The organism is Nocardiopsis sp. RV163 (assembly GCF_001029525.1).
GTDB classification, from domain to species: domain Bacteria; phylum Actinomycetota; class Actinomycetes; order Streptosporangiales; family Streptosporangiaceae; genus Nocardiopsis; species Nocardiopsis dassonvillei.
Genome location: NZ_LEKI01000006.1, coordinates 1 through 16,895 on the forward strand (window position 1 = coordinate 1; position 16,895 = coordinate 16,895).

General features: G+C 70.9%; 11 protein-coding genes. 6 read left to right on the forward strand and 5 right to left on the reverse strand.

Annotation, left to right across the window (positions count from 1 at the left end; translation table 11 throughout):
• Positions 1-1,558: transglycosylase domain-containing protein (locus tag ABD54_RS02040; protein ID WP_235431937.1), on the reverse strand; the 1,558-nt coding region annotated here is incomplete at its 3' end.
• A gap of 875 nt (positions 1,559-2,433) precedes the next feature.
• On the opposite strand from ABD54_RS02040, the gene ABD54_RS02045 reads away from it, so the two are divergent.
• The 6 genes from ABD54_RS02045 (at position 2,434) to ABD54_RS02070 (ending at position 13,150) form a co-directional block, all read left to right on the forward strand.
• Positions 2,434-4,404, forward strand: coding sequence for an alpha-1,4-glucan--maltose-1-phosphate maltosyltransferase (locus ABD54_RS02045; RefSeq protein ID WP_047867729.1), 1,971 nt, complete (start codon positions 2,434-2,436; stop codon positions 4,402-4,404).
• 112 nt (positions 4,405-4,516) lie between these two features.
• Positions 4,517-6,565 (forward strand): maltose alpha-D-glucosyltransferase, encoded by a 2,049-nt coding sequence (gene treS, locus ABD54_RS02050; protein WP_047867730.1) that lies wholly within the window; start codon positions 4,517-4,519, stop codon positions 6,563-6,565.
• Position 6,566: 1 nt separating this feature from the next.
• Complete coding sequence (locus tag ABD54_RS02055) at positions 6,567-7,955, forward strand: phosphotransferase (RefSeq protein WP_047867731.1); 1,389 nt, start codon at positions 6,567-6,569, stop codon at positions 7,953-7,955.
• Positions 7,956-8,551: 596 nt separating this feature from the next.
• A complete protein-coding gene (gene glgB, locus ABD54_RS02060; protein ID WP_394324527.1) occupies positions 8,552-10,717 on the forward strand; it encodes a 1,4-alpha-glucan branching protein GlgB in 2,166 nt (721 codons plus the stop codon).
• Positions 10,718-10,811: 94 nt separating this feature from the next.
• Positions 10,812-11,459, forward strand: coding sequence for a GNAT family N-acetyltransferase (locus tag ABD54_RS02065; protein WP_047867732.1), 648 nt, complete (start codon positions 10,812-10,814; stop codon positions 11,457-11,459).
• Between the two features lie 266 nt (positions 11,460-11,725).
• Positions 11,726-13,150 (forward strand): APC family permease, encoded by a 1,425-nt coding sequence (locus ABD54_RS02070; protein ID WP_047867733.1) that lies wholly within the window; start codon positions 11,726-11,728, stop codon positions 13,148-13,150.
• A 44-nt stretch (positions 13,151-13,194) separates the two neighbouring features.
• Here ABD54_RS02070 and ABD54_RS02075 read toward each other — a convergent pair whose 3' ends face one another.
• The 4 genes from ABD54_RS02075 to pyrH form a co-directional block, all read right to left on the reverse strand.
• Positions 13,195-14,376: a pyridoxal phosphate-dependent aminotransferase gene (locus ABD54_RS02075; RefSeq protein ID WP_047867734.1), complete on the reverse strand. Its 1,182-nt coding sequence runs from the start codon at positions 14,374-14,376 to the stop codon at positions 13,195-13,197.
• 92 nt (positions 14,377-14,468) lie between these two features.
• Entirely contained in the window at positions 14,469-15,404 is a 936-nt protein-coding gene (locus ABD54_RS02080) for a phosphatidate cytidylyltransferase (protein ID WP_047867735.1), read from the reverse strand.
• A 3-nt stretch (positions 15,405-15,407) separates the two neighbouring features.
• Entirely contained in the window at positions 15,408-15,965 is a 558-nt protein-coding gene (gene frr / locus ABD54_RS02085; RefSeq protein ID WP_047867736.1) for a ribosome recycling factor, read from the reverse strand.
• A 46-nt stretch (positions 15,966-16,011) separates the two neighbouring features.
• Positions 16,012-16,737, reverse strand: coding sequence for a UMP kinase (gene pyrH / locus ABD54_RS02090; RefSeq protein ID WP_047867783.1), 726 nt, complete (start codon positions 16,735-16,737; stop codon positions 16,012-16,014).
• Positions 16,738-16,895: the final 158 nt, after the last annotated feature.

Here is a 16,895-nt window from a genome sequence, read left to right on the forward strand (position 1 = left end):
GCGGGGAGACCTCCTGGTCGCCCAGGGTGAAGGAGCTCCACACCTGCAGGTCCTCGCCGTCCGCGCGGTGGACGCCCAGGCTCCGGGCCATCTCCGCCGTCTCGCACAGGCCGACGCGTTCCTGGAGCTGGGCGAAGTAGGTGTTCACCGAACCCTTCGTCCCGCTGATCATGTTGTGCTCGCCGCCGTCGCTCTCCCCGGCGTTGCCCACGTCCCAGGGCGCCATCCTGCCGCCCTCGCAGTTCTCCAGACCGCTCACCGTCGTGGACTTGGGCGAGGAGAAGCTGGTGTCGTACTTGAGCCCGGCGTCCAGGGCGGCGGCCAGGGTGAACGGCTTGAACGTCGAACCCGCCTGGTAGCCCAGCGACCCGCCGTCCTCGTGGTCCACGGACAGGTTGATCGAGGTGGTGCCCGGCTCGTCGCCGAAGCCGTAGCGCATGTTCTGGGCCATCACCCGCACCCGGCCGGTACCGGGCTCCAAGAGGACCTCGGCGGCGAACTTGTGGGAGTCGCCCGCGGGGACGTAGCGCTCGATCGCCTGCTCGGCGGCCTCCTGCATGTCCAGGTCCAGGGTGGTGCGCACGGTGATCCCGCCCCGCTCCAGTATCCGGTCGCGCTCCTCCCGGGTCTCGGCGAGCGCGTCGGAGCCGCCCAGCCACCGCATGACGTAGTCGCAGAAGAAGGGCTCCTCGCTGCTGAAGCAACTGCCCGCGCGGGGGGTCTCGTCCACCTCCAGGCCCCGGCTCTTGTACTCCTGCGCCTCCGCGCTCTCCAGGTGTCCGGTGGCGACCATCCGGTCCAGCACCAGGTTGCGGCGCTCGACGGAGGCCTCGGGGTTGGTGAGCGGGTCGTAGTACGAGGGCGCGCGCACCAGCGCCACGATCGTGGCGGCCTGCGCGGGATCGAGCTCGGAGGCCGGGACGGAGAAGTAGCGCTCGGCGGCGACCTCGATGCCGTACGCGTTCTGGCCGAAGTAGGCGAGGTTGAGGTAGCCCTCCATGATCTCGTCCTTCGTGAGCTTCTCCTCCAGCTCGATGGCGTAGCGCAGCTCCAGCACCTTGCGGGTCAGGGTGCGCGCGTTGGCGCTCGCCAGCTCCTCCTCGGTGTCGGCCTGTTCCATGAGGAGGTTCTTCACGTACTGCTGGGTGATGGTGGACCCGCCCTGGGTGTTGCCCAGGGCGGTGCGGACGGCGGCACGCAGCGTGCCGCGCAGGTCCAGCCCGGCGTGCTCGTAGAAGCGGTCGTCCTCGATCGCCATGAGGGCGGCGGGCGCCCAGGGGCTGATCTCGTCCAGCGGAACCACGTCGCGCTCGCGCTCGGCGACCTCGGCGATCGGCTCTCCGTGGACGTCGGTCAGCAGCACGCGCTCGGACGGACGCGGCACGGCCAGGTCGCTGGGCAGGGCCATGAAGGCCGCGGCGGAGTCCTTGGCCGCCAGTCCGAGACCGCCGACCCAGGGCATGACCATCGCCGCCGTGAGCAGCCCGGCGACCGCGCTGGTTCCGGCCAGGCGCTGTACCGTCTCCCGGCGGTCCCCCGTCGGGGTCGGCTCCGACACCTTTCGGCGCAGGACCTCGGCCCACCGCCGGACACGCGGACCCGCGGCGGCCGGCACCGCGCGGGAGACGGCCCCGCGCCAGTTCCGGCGCGGGGCCTCGTGCCGCCGCCCACGCGGCGGACGCTGGTTGGACTCCGTCACGTCGCCCCCTACGTCCGTGTGCCGCCCCGCCCGCGGAACGTGCGGGCAGGCAACTCCGTCGACCACGCTCTCAGGGCGGACGTAAAGGGCGGACCGGGTTGACGGGCGCGTCGGCGAAAAAATTCCTCAATGACAAGCAAAGCACCGCATGGCGAACATATTTCGTCGATCACCATGAAACAGGCACGCCACACAACCGACACCGGAAGGGGCGCCCCCGGAGAAGAGCCCGCGGGCCACGGGTGGACGAATACGGGACAAAAGTTCCCTAGGCGACTATCCGTCCACGCCCGGATGTCCGGAATACGGCCATACAGCTCGCGCGTGCATTCGGTCATCCCTACCCACCGCAGCACACCGTCCAACATTACCGATCAGTTTTCCGTCATTTCCACATAATGCATCGGAAAACAACCACAGAGACGCCTGAATCGACTGCATCCTTATGACCGTTTTGAGAGGTTTACTCGGTAGAAACCCGACAAACACCGGCTCTTAGCACACACACCCAGCGTGATCAGGATCACAGAAATTATCCGGCCATGGCACTCCGCCAAACACCACAAGAGGGCAGACGATAGACAGCGGAGGGCACCGAAGCCTTAATCCGGACAGTTTCTGTTCCGGATTATCCGCGAACTCCGCCTTGCCCCGGACCAACTCCCGGTTATTTCCTCCTGCCGAAAAACAGCACGGTTCCGCAACGTCGAACCACGACAATTACGGTGTAGCCAGTGATCGGACGCCTGCCCATCCTCGATATCTCTCCAGAGAACGACCTCGGACCGGTGAAAGCGGTTCCGGGCGAACGCTTCACCGTGGGAGCCACGGTGATCCGCGAGGGCCACGACTCCCTCGCCGCGGGCGTCGTCGTCTACTCCCCCGAGGGACGCCGCGAACAGCTCGTCCCCATGCGCGAGCACGTCCCCGGCACCGACCGCTACGAGGCCCTTGTCAGCCTCCCCGCGGAGGGGACGTGGTCCTTCGCCGTCGAGTCGTGGACCGACCCCTTCGCCACCTGGCACCACGTCGCGGGCGTCAAGCTCCCGCTGGACCAGGACACCGGACTCGTCCTGGAGGAGGGCGCCCGCCTGCTCGCCCGCGCCGGGCGACGGGTTCCGCGCCGCCCCTTCCTGAACGCCGCCGCAAAGGCGCTGCGCGACACCTCGATGACACCGGTGGAGCGCTTCGAGGCGGCGCTCACCCCCGAGGTCCTGGCCGAGATGGAGCGCGCGCCCCTGCGCGAGCTGGTCACCAGGTCCAGGCGCACCAGCGTCGTCGTCCACCGCGAGCGCGCGCTGTTCGGCTCCTGGTACGAGTTCTTCCCGCGCTCGGAGGGCGCCCAGGTCGACACCGTGCCCGGCCAGGAGCTCTCGGGCACCCTCGCCACTGCGGCCAAGCGCCTGCCCGCCATCGCCGACATGGGCTTCGACGTGGTCTACCTCCCGCCAATCCACCCGGTCGGCACCACCCACCGCAAGGGCGCCAACAACGCCCTGACCGCCGGTCCCGGCGATCCCGGTTCGGTGTGGGCCATCGGGTCGGCCGACGGCGGCCACGACGCGGTCCACCCCGACCTGGGCACCCTCGCCGACTTCGACGCCTTCGTCGCCGAGGCCCGCGAGCACGGCATGGAGATCGCCCTGGACCTGGCCCTGCAGTGCTCCCCCGACCACCCCTGGGTCACCGAGCACCCCGAGTGGTTCACCGCCCGGGCCGACGGCTCCATCGCCTACGCCGAGAACCCGCCCAAGAAGTACCAGGACATCTACCCGCTCAACTTCGACCGCGACTTCAAGGGCCTTTACGCGGAGGTCCTGCGGGTGGTCGAGCACTGGATCGCGCACGGCGTGCGGATCTTCCGCGTCGACAACCCGCACACCAAACCGGTCGCGTTCTGGCAGAAGCTGCTCGCCGACGTCGCCGACAGGCACCCCGACGTGCTCTTCCTCGCCGAGGCCTTCACCCGGCCCGCCATGATGCGCACCCTGGCCAAGGTCGGCTTCCACCAGTCCTACACCTACTTCACCTGGCGCAACGGCAAGGAGGAGCTGACCGACTACCTCACCGAGCTGAGCCGGGAGAGCGCCCACTACCTGCGGCCCAACTTCTTCGCCAACACCCCGGACATCCTGCACGCCTACCTCCAGCACGGCGGTCGGCCCGCTTTCGCCGTCCGCGCCGTGCTGGCGGCCCTGCTCTCCCCCACCTGGGGCGTCTACTCCGGCTTCGAGCTGTGCGAGAACACCCCGGCCGGACCGGGCAGCGAGGAGTACCTCGACTCGGAGAAGTACCAGTACCGCCCCCGCGACTGGGCCGCGGCCGAGGCCTCCGGCGAGACCCTCGCCGGCCTCCTCACACTGCTCAACCGGCTGCGCCGGGAGCACCCGGCCCTGCGGGAGCTGCGCAACCTGCGCTTCCACCACGTGGACCGTCCCGAGATCGTCTGCTTCTCCAAGCACCGGCCCGGTACCGGCCCCAAGGACCCCGACGACGCCGTGATCGCCGTCGTCAACCTCGACCCGCACCGCGCACGCGAGGCGACGGTGCACCTGGATCTGCCGTCCATCGGCCTCACAAGGGAGGAGGAGCTCAGGGTGACCGACGAGCTGACCGGCCGTTCCTACACCTGGGGTGCGGACAACTACGTCCGACTCGACCCCGCGGCCGGTCCCGCGCACGTGTTCACCGTCAGCGGCAGATAGCGGCTCCGGAACCAGCGCGCGGGGCCCGGCGGAGCCGCTGCTCCGCCGGAGCCCCGCCGTGTCCGAAACGCCTGTTGAACCGACGCCGAACATTCTTGGTGGGGAGCATTAGATGAGCAAAGACGAGCCCGGCCCCGGCGGACGCGGTCACGCCGAACACGGCCCGCTCGCCCCGGCCACCGGGGCCGCCACCGGCCCGCTGATGTCCTCCGGCGGCACCAGTGATCCCCACTGGTACAAACACGCCGTCTTCTACGAGGTGCTCGCCCGGGGCTTCTTCGACTCCAACGGCGACGGCACCGGCGACCTCGCCGGTCTGGTGCAGAAGCTGGACTACCTCCAGTGGCTGGGCATCGACTGCGTGTGGCTGCTGCCGATGTACGAGTCGCCCCTGCGCGACGGCGGCTACGACATCTCCGACTACTTCAAGATCCTCCCGGAGTTCGGCCGCACCGCCGACTTCGTGGAGCTCCTGGACGAGGCGCACCGGCGCGGGATCCGGGTCATCACCGACCTCGTCATGAACCACACCAGCGACCAGCACCCGTGGTTCAAGGCCTCCCGCGAGGACCCGGACGGGCCCTACGGGGACTTCTACGTGTGGTCGGACACCGACGACCGCTACGACGAGGCCCGCATCATCTTCGTCGACACCGAGACGTCGAACTGGACCTACGACGAGGTCCGCGGCCAGTACTACTGGCACCGCTTCTTCTCCCACCAGCCCGACCTCAACTTCGAGAACCCCGCCGTCCAGGAGGCGATCCTGGAGGTCCTGCGCTACTGGCTGGACCTGGGCATCGACGGGTTCCGCCTGGACGCCGTGCCCTACCTGTACGAGCGCGAGGGCACCAACTGCGAGAACCTCAAGGAGACGCACGAGTTCCTCAAGCGCGTGCGCGCCGAGGTGGACCGGCTCTACCCCGACCGCGTGCTGCTGAGCGAGGCCAACCAGTGGCCGTCCGACGTCGTCGACTACTTCGGCGACTTCGAGTCCGGCGGCGACGAGTGCCACATGAACTTCCACTTCCCGCTGATGCCGCGCATGTTCATGGCGGTCCGGCAGGAGCAGCGCTTCCCCATCTCGGAGATCCTCGCCCAGACGCCGCCGATCCCCCGCAACTGCCAGTGGGCGATCTTCCTGCGCAACCACGACGAGCTGACCCTGGAGATGGTCACCGACGAGGAGCGCGACTACATGTACTCCGAGTACGCCAAGGAACCCCGCATGCGCGCCAACGTGGGGATCCGCAGGCGGCTCGCACCCCTGCTGGACAACGACCGCAACCAGATCGAGCTGTTCACGGCCCTGCTGCTGTCCCTGCCGGGCTCGCCCGTCCTGTACTACGGCGACGAGATCGGCATGGGCGACAACATCTGGCTGGGCGACCGCGACGCCGTGCGCACGCCCATGCAGTGGAGCTCGGACCGAAACGCCGGATTCTCCAAGGGCGACCCGGCCCGCCTGTACCTGCCGCTGATCATGGACCCGGTCTACGGGTACCAGGCGCTCAACGTGGAGTCCCAGCGCGACAACCCCGGCTCGCTGCTGCACTGGACGCGCCGCATGATCCAGATCCGCAAGCGCCACCCCGTGTTCGGCACCGGCGCCTTCACCGAACTCAACGCCACCAACCCGAGCGTGCTGGCCTTCATCCGCGAGCACGGCGACGACCGGATGCTCTGCGTCAACAACCTGTCGCGGTACCCGCAGCCCGTGGAGCTGGACCTGGGGCGCTACGCCGGGGTCGCTCCGGTGGAGTGCGTGGGCGGTGTGCGCTTCCCCGAGATCGGGGAGCTGCCCTATCTGCTCACCCTGCCCGGGCACGGCTTCTACTGGTTCCAGCTACCCGTCACAGCCCACCGGGAGTCCGAGGGCACGAGCCGGGACGGCATGCCGTCCTACGGGCTGCCCGGGGCCGGGGCCCGGGTGCACGCCACCTTCGAGAGCTCGCCGGTGTCGGCGGCCTCGGCCCGGCCGCACGCACCGGACCACCCACTGAGCACGACGTCCAGCATCCCGGCCGGGTTCTCCCCCGCCTTCGGCGACGGCGCCCGCACCCCCTCCCACGGGAGCGCGGTGCGCGCCCCGGGCCCCTCCGGCCCGGCCGCCGAGCGCACGGGCCGGGGTGGGGGCGAGAAGGGGAACGGGTCGCTCTGACATGTCCCAACTCGAAGAACTCCTGGCCGTGTGGCTACCGAGACAGCGCTGGTTCTCCGGCAAGGGGATCCCCATCCGCCAGATCCGGGTCGAGAGCAGGCACACGCTGGTCACCTCGGGCCCCGAAGGCCCGGACCTGAGCGTCCTGGTCCTCCAGGCCGGACAGCGGGGCCGCAGCTCCCGCTACCAGGTGCTGCTGGGCTCGCGGCCGCCGCGGTCCCTGCCACCGGACCTGGCGCGCGTGGCCATCGGCGTGTGCCGGGTGGCGGGCGGCAGACCCAGGGTGGTCTACGACGCCGCCCACGACGAGGAGCTGACACGGATGCTCCTGGAGCGGTTCGCCGCCCCCACCGGGGCCGAGCCCTCCGGGAAGGTGCGCTTCCGCAGCCTGCCGGGCGCCAGCATCCGCACCGGTTCGGCCGGGCGGCTGCTCACCGGCGAGCAGTCCAACACGTCGCTGGTCTTCGGCGAGGACTACGTCCTCAAGACCTTCCGCAGGCTCTGGCCCGGGCCCAACCCGGACCTGGAGCTGAACATGGCCCTGTCGGGGGCCCCTTACGTGGCCCGGCCGTGCGGGTGGATCGAGGCCGACCTGGTCGGGCACTCCACGCCGACGACGCTGGCCATGCTCCAGACCTACATCCCGCACGCCACGGACGGGTGGGTACTCGCCACCGCCAACGTGCGCGCCCTGTTGGAGGGGCCGGGGGACGGTCGCGAGTCCGCGTTCACCGGCGAGGCCGCCCGGCTGGGCCGCACCACCGCCGAGGTGCACCGGTCGCTGGCCCGGGCCCTGCCCACGGACGTGCTCACCCCGACGGGCGCGGCCGAGATGGCCGACGCCATGGTCGAGCGCCTGGCGATGGCCAGCGCCGAGGTGCCGGAGCTGGCCGAGCACGCGCCCCGGGTGATGGAGGCCTACGCCGACTTCTCCGAGGTGGACGAGCCGCTGCCGATACAGCGCATCCACGGCGACTACCACCTGGGGCAGGCGATCCGGACCGGGTCCGGATGGGTGCTGCTGGACTTCGAGGGCGAGCCCACCGTGCCGGTGCGCGACCGCCAGCGCCTGTCCAGCCCGCTGCGGGACGTGGCGGGGATGCTCCGCTCCTTCGACTACGCGGCCGGGCACCTGCTGATCGGGCACCCGGGCGACCCCGATCTGGAGTGGGCGGCCCGCTCCTGGGCCCGGCACAACCGCGAGGCGTTCTGCCGGGGCTACGCCGACGGCGGCGGGGCCGACCCGGAGAAGCACCTGGCGGTCCTGCGGGCCTTCGAGTTCGACAAGGCCGTGTACGAGGTGCTGTACGAGGCCCGCAACCGGCCGAACTGGCTGCGGGTCCCGCTGGAGTCCATCGCGACCGCGGCCGCGCCTCCCGTGCCCGGTTAGGCGGTGTCCGGTGAAAGTTCGCTTGGCCCCTGGGTGGCCGGGCTCGGGCGTCGGCGGGGTTCCGGAGGTGCCGGAGGCGGGTTCGCGAGGAACGGGCCGACCCGCCGAAGGCGCCGAGGGTTCGGGCCCTTGAGGCGCCCGAGCACGGGGCGGAGCGAAGCGGAGCCCCGAAGAGCCCGGCCTCCCCCGAGCGGGGCGGCCTCAGCTTCGACCACCACGCCCCCCGATCCGTCCGCACGAGTACCACGGAGTCAGCATTGACCTCGCCGCGCAGCGAACAACGTCCGCGTGCCAGCGCAGCCAAGACTGCGACGAACGGGAAGAACCCGAAGAAGAAGGCCGTGGAGAGCATCCCGGTCGTGGAGGAGGTGCCGGTCGCCGAGGCGGCGGCCGCGGTGGAACCCGCCCCCGTGAAGCCCGCCGGAGCCGGGGCGGCCAGGGCGAGCGGGAAGGCCGCGACGGCGAAGACGGCTGAGAGGGCTCCGGCCGCGAAGCGGACCCCGGCCTCCTCGAAGGGCCGGGCCTCCGCCGACGGGAAGGCCGCGGCGAACGGGAGGGCCCCGGCCGCCTCCCGGCGCAAGGGGCCCGACCCCGAGCTGTCCGCCGCCCTGGACCGGCTGGTGGACGGCCACCACCACGACCCGCACGCGCTGCTGGGCGTGCACGCCGAGGGCCGGGGCACCGTCGTTCGGGCCCTGCGGCCGGGCGCGGTGGAGGTGCACGCCGTCCTGGCCGACGGCTCGCGGCTGCGCCTGGACCACCTGCACCGGGGCGTGTTCTCCGCGAAGGTGTCCCGGAGCAGGCTCGGCTCCGGGCCCGACTACCGGATCAGCGCCCGCTACGAGGACGGCGCCGAGCACGTTGCCGCCGACCCCTACCGGTTCGCGCCCACCCTGGGCGAGCTGGACCTGCACCTGATCGGTGAGGGCCGCCACGAGGAGCTGTGGAACGCCCTCGGAGCGCACGTGCGGGTCGAGGACACCGCGATGGGCGAGGTGGTCGGCACCCGGTTCGCGGTGTGGGCGCCGGACGCGCGGGGCGTGCGGATGATCGGCGACTTCAACCACTGGAGCGGCGTCGGGCACCCGATGCGGAGCCTCGGCTCCAGCGGCGTGTGGGAGCTGTTCGTGCCCGGGATCGGCGAGGGCGGCCTGTACAAGTTCCAGATCCTGGGCGCCGACGGGCACTGGCGCGACAAGGCCGACCCCATGGCGCGGTGCACGCAGATGCCGCCGGCGACCGCCTCCGTGGTCACCTCCTCCACGCACGTGTGGTCCGACCAGGAGTGGATGGCCGAGCGCAAGGGCGTGGAGCAGCACCGGGCGCCGATGAGCGTGTACGAAGTGCACCTGGGCTCCTGGCGGCCCGGACTGGGCTACGCCGAACTGGCCGAGGAGCTCGTCGGGTACGTGACCGACATGGGGTTCACGCACGTGGAGTTCCTGCCCGTGGCGGGGCACCCCTACGACGGCTCCTGGGGATACCAGGTGACCTCGTACTACGCGCCCACGCCACGGTTCGGCACGCCGGACGAGTTCCGCCACCTGGTGGACGCCCTGCACCGCGCGGGCGTCGGCGTGCTGCTGGACTGGGTGCCCGCGCACTTCCCGAAGGACGAGTGGGCGCTGGCCCGCTTCGACGGGAGCGCGCTGTACGAGCACCCCGACCCCCGCCGGGGCGAGCACCCGGACTGGGGGACGCTGATCTTCAACTACGGGCGGACCGAGGTGCGCAACTTCCTCGTGGCCAACGCCCTGTACTGGTTGGAGGAGTTCCACGTCGACGGCCTGCGGGTGGACGCGGTGGCCTCGATGATCTACCTGGACTACTCGCGCGGCTCCGGGGCCTGGGAGCCGAACGTGTTCGGAGGCAGGGAGAACCTGGAGGCGATCGACTTCCTCAAGGAGCTCAACACCACCGTCTACCGGCGCAACCCGCACGTGGCGATGATCGCGGAGGAGTCCACCGCCTACACGGGCGTGACCGCGCCCGTGGACCACGGCGGGCTCGGCTTCGGGTTCAAGTGGAACATGGGGTGGATGCACGACACCCTGGAGTACGTCAAGAAGGAGCCGGTCCACCGCCAGTACCACCACGACGACGTCACGTTCTCGATGGTCTACGCCTACAGCGAGAACTACGTGCTGCCGCTGTCGCACGACGAGGTGGTGCACGGCAAGCAGTCGCTGTTCAACAAGCCGCCCGGCGACGAGTGGCAGCGGTCGGCGACCCTGCGCGCGCTCCTGGCGTTCATGTGGTCCCACCCGGGCAAGCAGCTGCTGTTCATGGGCGGGGAGATCGCCCAGGGCGACGAGTGGTCGCACCGGGAGGGCGTGCCGTGGTGGCTGCTCCAGTTCGAGCACCACGCGGGGGCGCAGCGTCTGGTGCGGACTCTCAACGAGGTCTACCGGCCACGGGCCGCACTGTGGTCGCGGGACACCGAACCGGCGGGCTTCACCTGGCTGGACGGCGGTGACCGCGAGGGGAACACGCTGTCGTACCTGCGCCACGGAGAGGACGGTTCGGTGCTCGCCTGCGCGGTGAACTTCTCGCCGGTGCCCCGTACCGGGCGGCGGATGGGCCTGCCCTCCGGGGGCCGCTGGAACGCGGTGCTCAACACCGACGAGGCGCGCTTCGGCGGGTCGGACCACCCCGCGCCCGCCCGCGTGGACGCCGAGCCCGTGCCCTGGGACGGGCAGCCGTTCTCGGCGGAGATCGCCTTGCCCCCGCTCGGCGCGGTCTGGTTCGAGCCCGAGGCCTAGCAGGGCCCACGGTGCGGTGCCCGGGCCCGTCGGCCCGGGCACCAGACTGTGTATCATCTACACTGTACTTGATACACAGTTAAGGGGCGGCGCCGTGGCCAGTACCGAGATCCGGACCTTCCGCGAGGACGACCGCGCCGAACTGCGGGCGCTGTTCGCCCGTGCGGGCGAGGGGTCGCCGTCCGGGGAGCTGTGGGGACACCTCCCGTCCGAGGCCGCGATCTACCTGGACCCCTACATGGACCACGTGCCCGACTCGCTGCTGGTCGCCCTCGTCGACGGACGGATGGCTGGCTACCTGACCGGCTGCCCCGAACCCGCCGCGATGCCCGGGGAGAGCGAGCTCATGGACCGCGCGATACGGGAGCACCGGCTCGCGCTGCGTCGCGGACCCGCGGCCTTCTTCGCCCGGGCCATGCTGGACACGGGAGTGTCCGCCCTCAGGCGCAGGCCCACCGCGGGCGAGCTCTCGGACCCGCGCTGGCCCGCCCACCTGCACGTCAACGTCGAGTCCCGGGCACGCGGCACCGGCGTGGGCGCCGCCCTAGTGCGCGAGTGGCAGGAGCGGCTGCGCTCCCGGGGATCCCGCGGCTGCCACCTGCAGACCCTCGTGGAGAACACCGGCGCCGTGCGCTTCTTCGCGCGGGCCGGGTTCGAACCCCACGGTCCGGCCCCTGTGGTGCCGGGCCTGCGCTTCCGGGGGAAGCGCGTGCACCAGCGGACCATGGTGTGGAACCCGTGAGCTCTTCGGCCCCGGAGGGAACGGGCTCACGGACGAACGTCTGACCGCCCGTCGGGAACACCCGCCGCGTCCGGCCGCCGGACCGCGCGTTCGCGGGTGGGGCGTCCTCGCCGACCGGCGGCCGCGCCCGGGCACCGCACCGGTGCGCGAGCGGTGCGGGCGGCGGAAGCGGAACAGGACCGAAAACCTCCGCGAGGGGCCCTTCCGCTCACCCCCGCCGCGTGCTTGTGTGTCCCGCACCACAGGCGCGACCGCTGGGAGGCCCCGTGTCCGACAACAGCCAGAGTTTCGTCCGGGTGCTGGGAAGGGGTGACGTCCTCGCCCTCGGCTTCGGCGCGATGATCGGTTTCGGCTGGATCGTGCTGGTGGGCGACTTCGTCGGCGCGGCGGGCAGCGCGGGCGCGGCGCTGTCCTTCGTGGTCGGCGGAGTCATCATGGCCTTCGTCGGCCTCACCTACGCCGAACTCGTCGCCGCGATGCCGCACGCGGGCGGGGAGCACCACTACGCCATGCGCGCCATCGGACCCAAGTGGGCCTTCACCGCCTCCTGGGCCATGATCCTGGGCTACGTCTCCGTCGTCGCCTTCGAGGCCGTGGCCGTCCCCCGGACCCTCGTCTACCTCTTCCCCGACATGGCGGTCGGCCGCCTGTGGACCGTCGCCGGGTACGACGTCCACGCCGGTCTGGTCGCCGTCGGCGTGGCCGCGGCCGCGCTGATGACCGCCGTCAACTACGTCGGGATCAGACCCGCGAGCGCCTTCCAGACCATCGCGGTACTTTTCCTGCTGGTCACCGGGGCCGTCATGGTCACCGGCGCGTTCGTCGGCGGGTCCGTGGACAACATGCGACCGCTCTTCGGCGGCGTCCCGGGCATGTTCGTGGTCCTGGTGGCGGTCCCGTTCCTCTTCGTAGGCTTCGACGTCATCCCGCAGTCGGCCTCCGAGATCAGACTCCCGTACCGCATGGTCGGCACCCTGCTGGTGCTGTCGGTGCTCTGCGCGACGGCCTGGTACGTGATGGTCGTGCTGACGGCGGGCTCGGGCCTGGGCCCGGCCGAACCGGCGGACTCGGAACTGGCCTCCGCCGACGCCGTCGCCGCCATGTGGGACAGCGCGGCCATGGGCAACCTGCTCGTCCTCGGCGGTGTCGCGGGCCTGCTCACCAGCTGGAACGCCTTCCTCATCGGCGGCAGCCGCCTCATCTACGCCATGGCCGCCTCGCGGATGCTCCCGGCCTGGTTCGGCCGTCTGCACCCTCGCTTTCGCACTCCGTCCAACGCCGTGCTGTTCGTCGGCTCGCTCTCCCTGGTGTCCCCGTTCTTCGGCGAGCCGATGCTGGGCTGGCTGGTCAACGCCGGCGGCCTGAACATCGTGGTCGGCTTCGTCACCGTGGTGGTCAGCTTCCTCGTGCTGCGCCGCCGCGAACCCGCCATGGAGCGGCCCTTCACCGTCCCGGCGGGCGTCCCCGTGGGAACGCTGGCACTCGTGCTGTCCGTGGGACTGCTCCTGCTCTACCTGCCCGGCATGCCCGCGGCGCTGAGCTGGCCCAACGAGTGGCTGATGGTGCTCGTGTGGTGGGTGGCCGGGGCCGCCCTGATGTGGCGCCTGCCCCGGATCACCGCGGGGCCCGACGCGGAGCGGCGCCTGGTCGAGGTGATGGACGCGCGCTCCCGCCGGGTCCCGCGGGCCTGACGGACGCCGCCGTGCGCACCGGCGGAGCGCACGGCGGCGGGATCCTAGCTCCCCCGCGCGTGCCAGCCCGAGAGGCGGGCGACCGCCTCGTCCAGCACCTCGTCCCTCTTGCAGAACGCGAACCGGAGCAGGTGCGCGCCCTCCTCCTGACTGTCGTAGAACACCTGGGCGGGCACCGCCGCCACCCCGGCCTCCCGGGGCAGAGCGCGGGCCACCTCCACCCCGTCGGTGTACCCGAGCGGGCGGATGTCGGCCATGACGAAGTAGGTGCCCTCGCACGCGTCCACCTCGAAACCGGCCCCGGTCAGCCCCTCCACCAGGCGGTCGCGCTTGCCCTGGAGGGCGGTGCGCTGGGCGGCTACCCACTCCTCCTCCCGGTCGATTGCCCCGGCCGCGGCAAGCTGGAGCGCGCCGTTCGCGGAGAAGGTGAGGAACTGGTTCACCGTGCGCACCGCTTTGACCAGCGGTTCGGGCCCCATCACCCAGCCGGTCTTCCACCCGGTCACCGCGAACATCTTGCCGACCGAGGACACCGACAGCGTCCGCTCGCGCATGCCCGGCAGGGTGGCCAGCGGCACGTGCGGCCGCCCGTCGAAGGTGAGGAACTCGTACACCTCGTCGGTGAACGCGATCAGGTCGTGCTCACGGCACACCCGCGCGACCTCTTCCAGTTCCCCGGCGGTGAACACGGTCCCCGTGGGGTTGTGCGGCGTGTTCACCAGGACCATCCGCGTGCGGGGGCCCACGGCCGCGCGCAGCTCGGCGGGGTCGAAGGCGAACCGGCCGGTCACGGGGTCCGGCCGCAGCGTCACCGGCCTGCGCACCCCGCCCGCCAGCGTGATCATGGCGGCGTAGGAGTCGTACATCGGCTCGAAGACGATCACCTCGTCTCCGCGCTCCACCAGGGCGAGCATCGCGGCCGCGATCCCCGCGGTGGCGCCGACGGTCACGTAGACCTCGGTGTCCGGGTCCAGCTCGATGCCGTAGTGGCGGGCCCGGTAGCGGCTCACCGCCCGGCGAAGCTCGGGGCGGCCCGGCCCGGGCGGGTACTGGTTCACCCCCTCCAGGATGTGCCCGGAGGCGGCCTCCAGCAGGGAGCGGGGACCGTCGGTGTCGGGGAACCCCTGCCCCAGGTTGACCGATCCGGTCTCCACGGCCAGCCGCGTCATCTCGGCGAAGACCGTCTCGCCGTACACGCGCATTCGTTCGATCAGCGGTTCATCCACCCGACGAGCGTATCCACCCGCCCGGTCGGGGGGCCAGAAGCGGGGACGCCGACGGGGCGGGCCCCGGGAGGACCCGCCCCGTCCGCGACCGCCTACAGCAGCAGGCTCAGCACCATCCACGTCACGGGGCCGGCGATCAGCAGCGAGTCCAGGCGGTCCATGAGGCCGCCGTGCCCGGGCATGAACCTGCCCATGTCCTTGACCCCGAGGTCGCGCTTGAACAGCGACTCGATGAGGTCTCCGACGGTGGCGGCCAGCACGACGGCCAGGCCCAGGACCACGCCGACCCACCACGGGCCGTCCAGCATGAGCGTCACGCACAGCGCGCCCGCCACGGCGCAGCCCACGACCGATCCGCCGAAGCCCTCCCAGGTCTTGTTGGGGCTGATCACCGGCGCCATCCTGTGCCGACCCAGCAGGATTCCGGCGAAGTACCCGCCGATGTCGCTGGAGATCGTCACCACGATGAACGTGACCAGGCGGTACTGGCCGTCCTCGGGATGGGAGATGAGCAGCAGCCACGTGCCGAAGAGGAACGGCAGGTACACCAGGGTGAACAGGTTGGCCGCGACGTCGGCCACGAACCCTTCCGTCCCTCCGCGCAACCGCCACACCAGAGCGACGATCGCGGTCAGCGCGGTCGTGCCCACCAGCCAGTCGGTTCCTCCGAAGTAGGCGGCGACCTGCATGGCCACGCCGCCCACGGCCAGCGGTGCCAGTGCCAGGGCCATACCCTTGCCCGCGAACGCCCGGTTGACCTCGCGCAGGCCGATCAGCACCCCCAGGGAGGTGATGATCGTGAACAGCTGGGGGAGGGGGAAGATGGAGAAGAACACGAGAGCGCCCAGGGCGCACCCGCTGGCGATGGCCACCGGGAGGTTGCGGCCCGTCCGGACCGGCTCACCCCCCGGTTTGTGCAGCACGAAGCGCTGCCCGTCCGGATCGGGACCGCCCTGCGGCCCGCCGCCGGGTCTGTGCTCGGGAGAGCGGTCATCGCCTCCCGAGTCGCTGGAGGAAGGAGGGGTCACCGGCTAAACCTCGAGCAGTTCCGATTCCTTGTGCTTCAGCAGCTCGTCGACGGAAGCGACGTACTTCGAAGACAGCTCGTCCAGCTCGGCCTGGGCGCGGTGCGCCTCGTCCTCGCCGATGTCGCCGGACTTGACGGCCTTCTCGAAGGTGTCCTTGGCGCGGCGGCGGACGTTGCGGATCGAGACCTTGCCGTCCTCGGCCTTGGTCCGCGCGACCTTGACGTACTCCTTGCGGCGCTCCTCGGACAGATCGGGGAAGACCACGCGGATGACCTGGCCGTCGTCGGAGGGGTTCACACCCAGGTCGCTGTTGCGGATGGCGTTGATGATGTCGGTTCGCGAGTTGACGTCGAACGGCGAGATGACCACCATGCGCGGCTCGGGGACCGAGAAGGAGGCAAGCTGGTTGATCGGCGTCCGGGCGCCGTAGTAGTCGACGGTGATCTTGTTGAAGGTCGCCGGGGTGGGGCGGCCGGTACGGATCGTGGCGAAGTCCTCCTTCGCCACGGTCACGGCCTTCTCCATCTTCTCCTCGGCCTCGAGGAGGGTCTCTTCGATCATGTGGGCGCTCCCTGGTGTCGTGGCTTGCTGTGGTCGCGGAGGCTGTCTAGACCGGGGTCGGCCCGACGATGGTGCCGATCTTCTCACCGCGCACCGCGCGCAGGATGTTGCCCTGGCTCATCAGGTCGAACACCACGATGGGCAACCCGTTGTCCATGCACAGGCTGACCGCGGTGGCGTCCATGACCTTGAGGCCGCGGGTGAGGACCTCGTTGTAGTTGAGCTTGTCGAACTTGACCGCGTCGGGGTTGCGCTGGGGGTCGGAGTCGTAGACCCCGTCGACCTGGGTGCCCTTGAGGACCGCCTGCGCGCCGATCTCCAGCGCGCGCTGGGCGGCGGTGGTGTCGGTCGAGAAGAACGGTGCGCCCAGACCGGCGCCGAAGATGACCACGCGGCCCTTCTCCAGGTGGCGGACGGCGCGGCGGGGGATGTAGGCCTCGGCGACCTGGCTCATGTGGATCGCGGTCTGCACGCGGGTGTCCACACCGAGCCGCTCCAGGAAGTCCTGGAGGGCGAGGCAGTTGATGACGGTGCCGAGCATGCCCATGTAGTCGGCGCGTCCGCGCTCGATGCCGCCCTCGGTGAGCTGGGCCCCGCGGAACATGTTGCCGCCGCCGACGACCACGGCGACCTGGATGCCCTCGGAGACCGCCTCGGCGATGGACTCGGCCACGTACTGGACGACCTCGGTGTCGATGCCCAGGCCGCCACCGCCCGCGAACGCCTCGCCGGAGAGTTTGAGCATCACGCGCTTCCACCCGGAACCGTGCATCGCCGGTTCGGTGCTCGTCGCTTCGTTCACAGCCTGTGGCCTCCCTTGTCGTCCCCGAGCGGCACAGGGTCCCCCGAGTGATCATCGCTGCGGCCGGCCGGGTTCACGCGCCCCGCCACCCGCCCATATCCACCGAAGGTGCCGGGGAGCAGTCTCCC

What these genes read in the sequence shown, in the direction of transcription:
- treS (WP_047867730.1), top strand. Translation starts at nt 4,517, where the DNA reads ATGAGCAAAGACGAGCCCGGCCCCGGCGGACGCGGTCACGCCGAACAC.
- ABD54_RS02055 (WP_047867731.1), top strand. Translation starts at nt 6,567, where the DNA reads ATGTCCCAACTCGAAGAACTCCTGGCCGTGTGGCTACCGAGACAGCGC.
- frr (WP_047867736.1), bottom strand. Translation starts at nt 15,965, where the DNA reads ATGATCGAAGAGACCCTCCTCGAGGCCGAGGAGAAGATGGAGAAGGCC.
- pyrH (WP_047867783.1), bottom strand. Translation starts at nt 16,737, where the DNA reads ATGCACGGTTCCGGGTGGAAGCGCGTGATGCTCAAACTCTCCGGCGAG.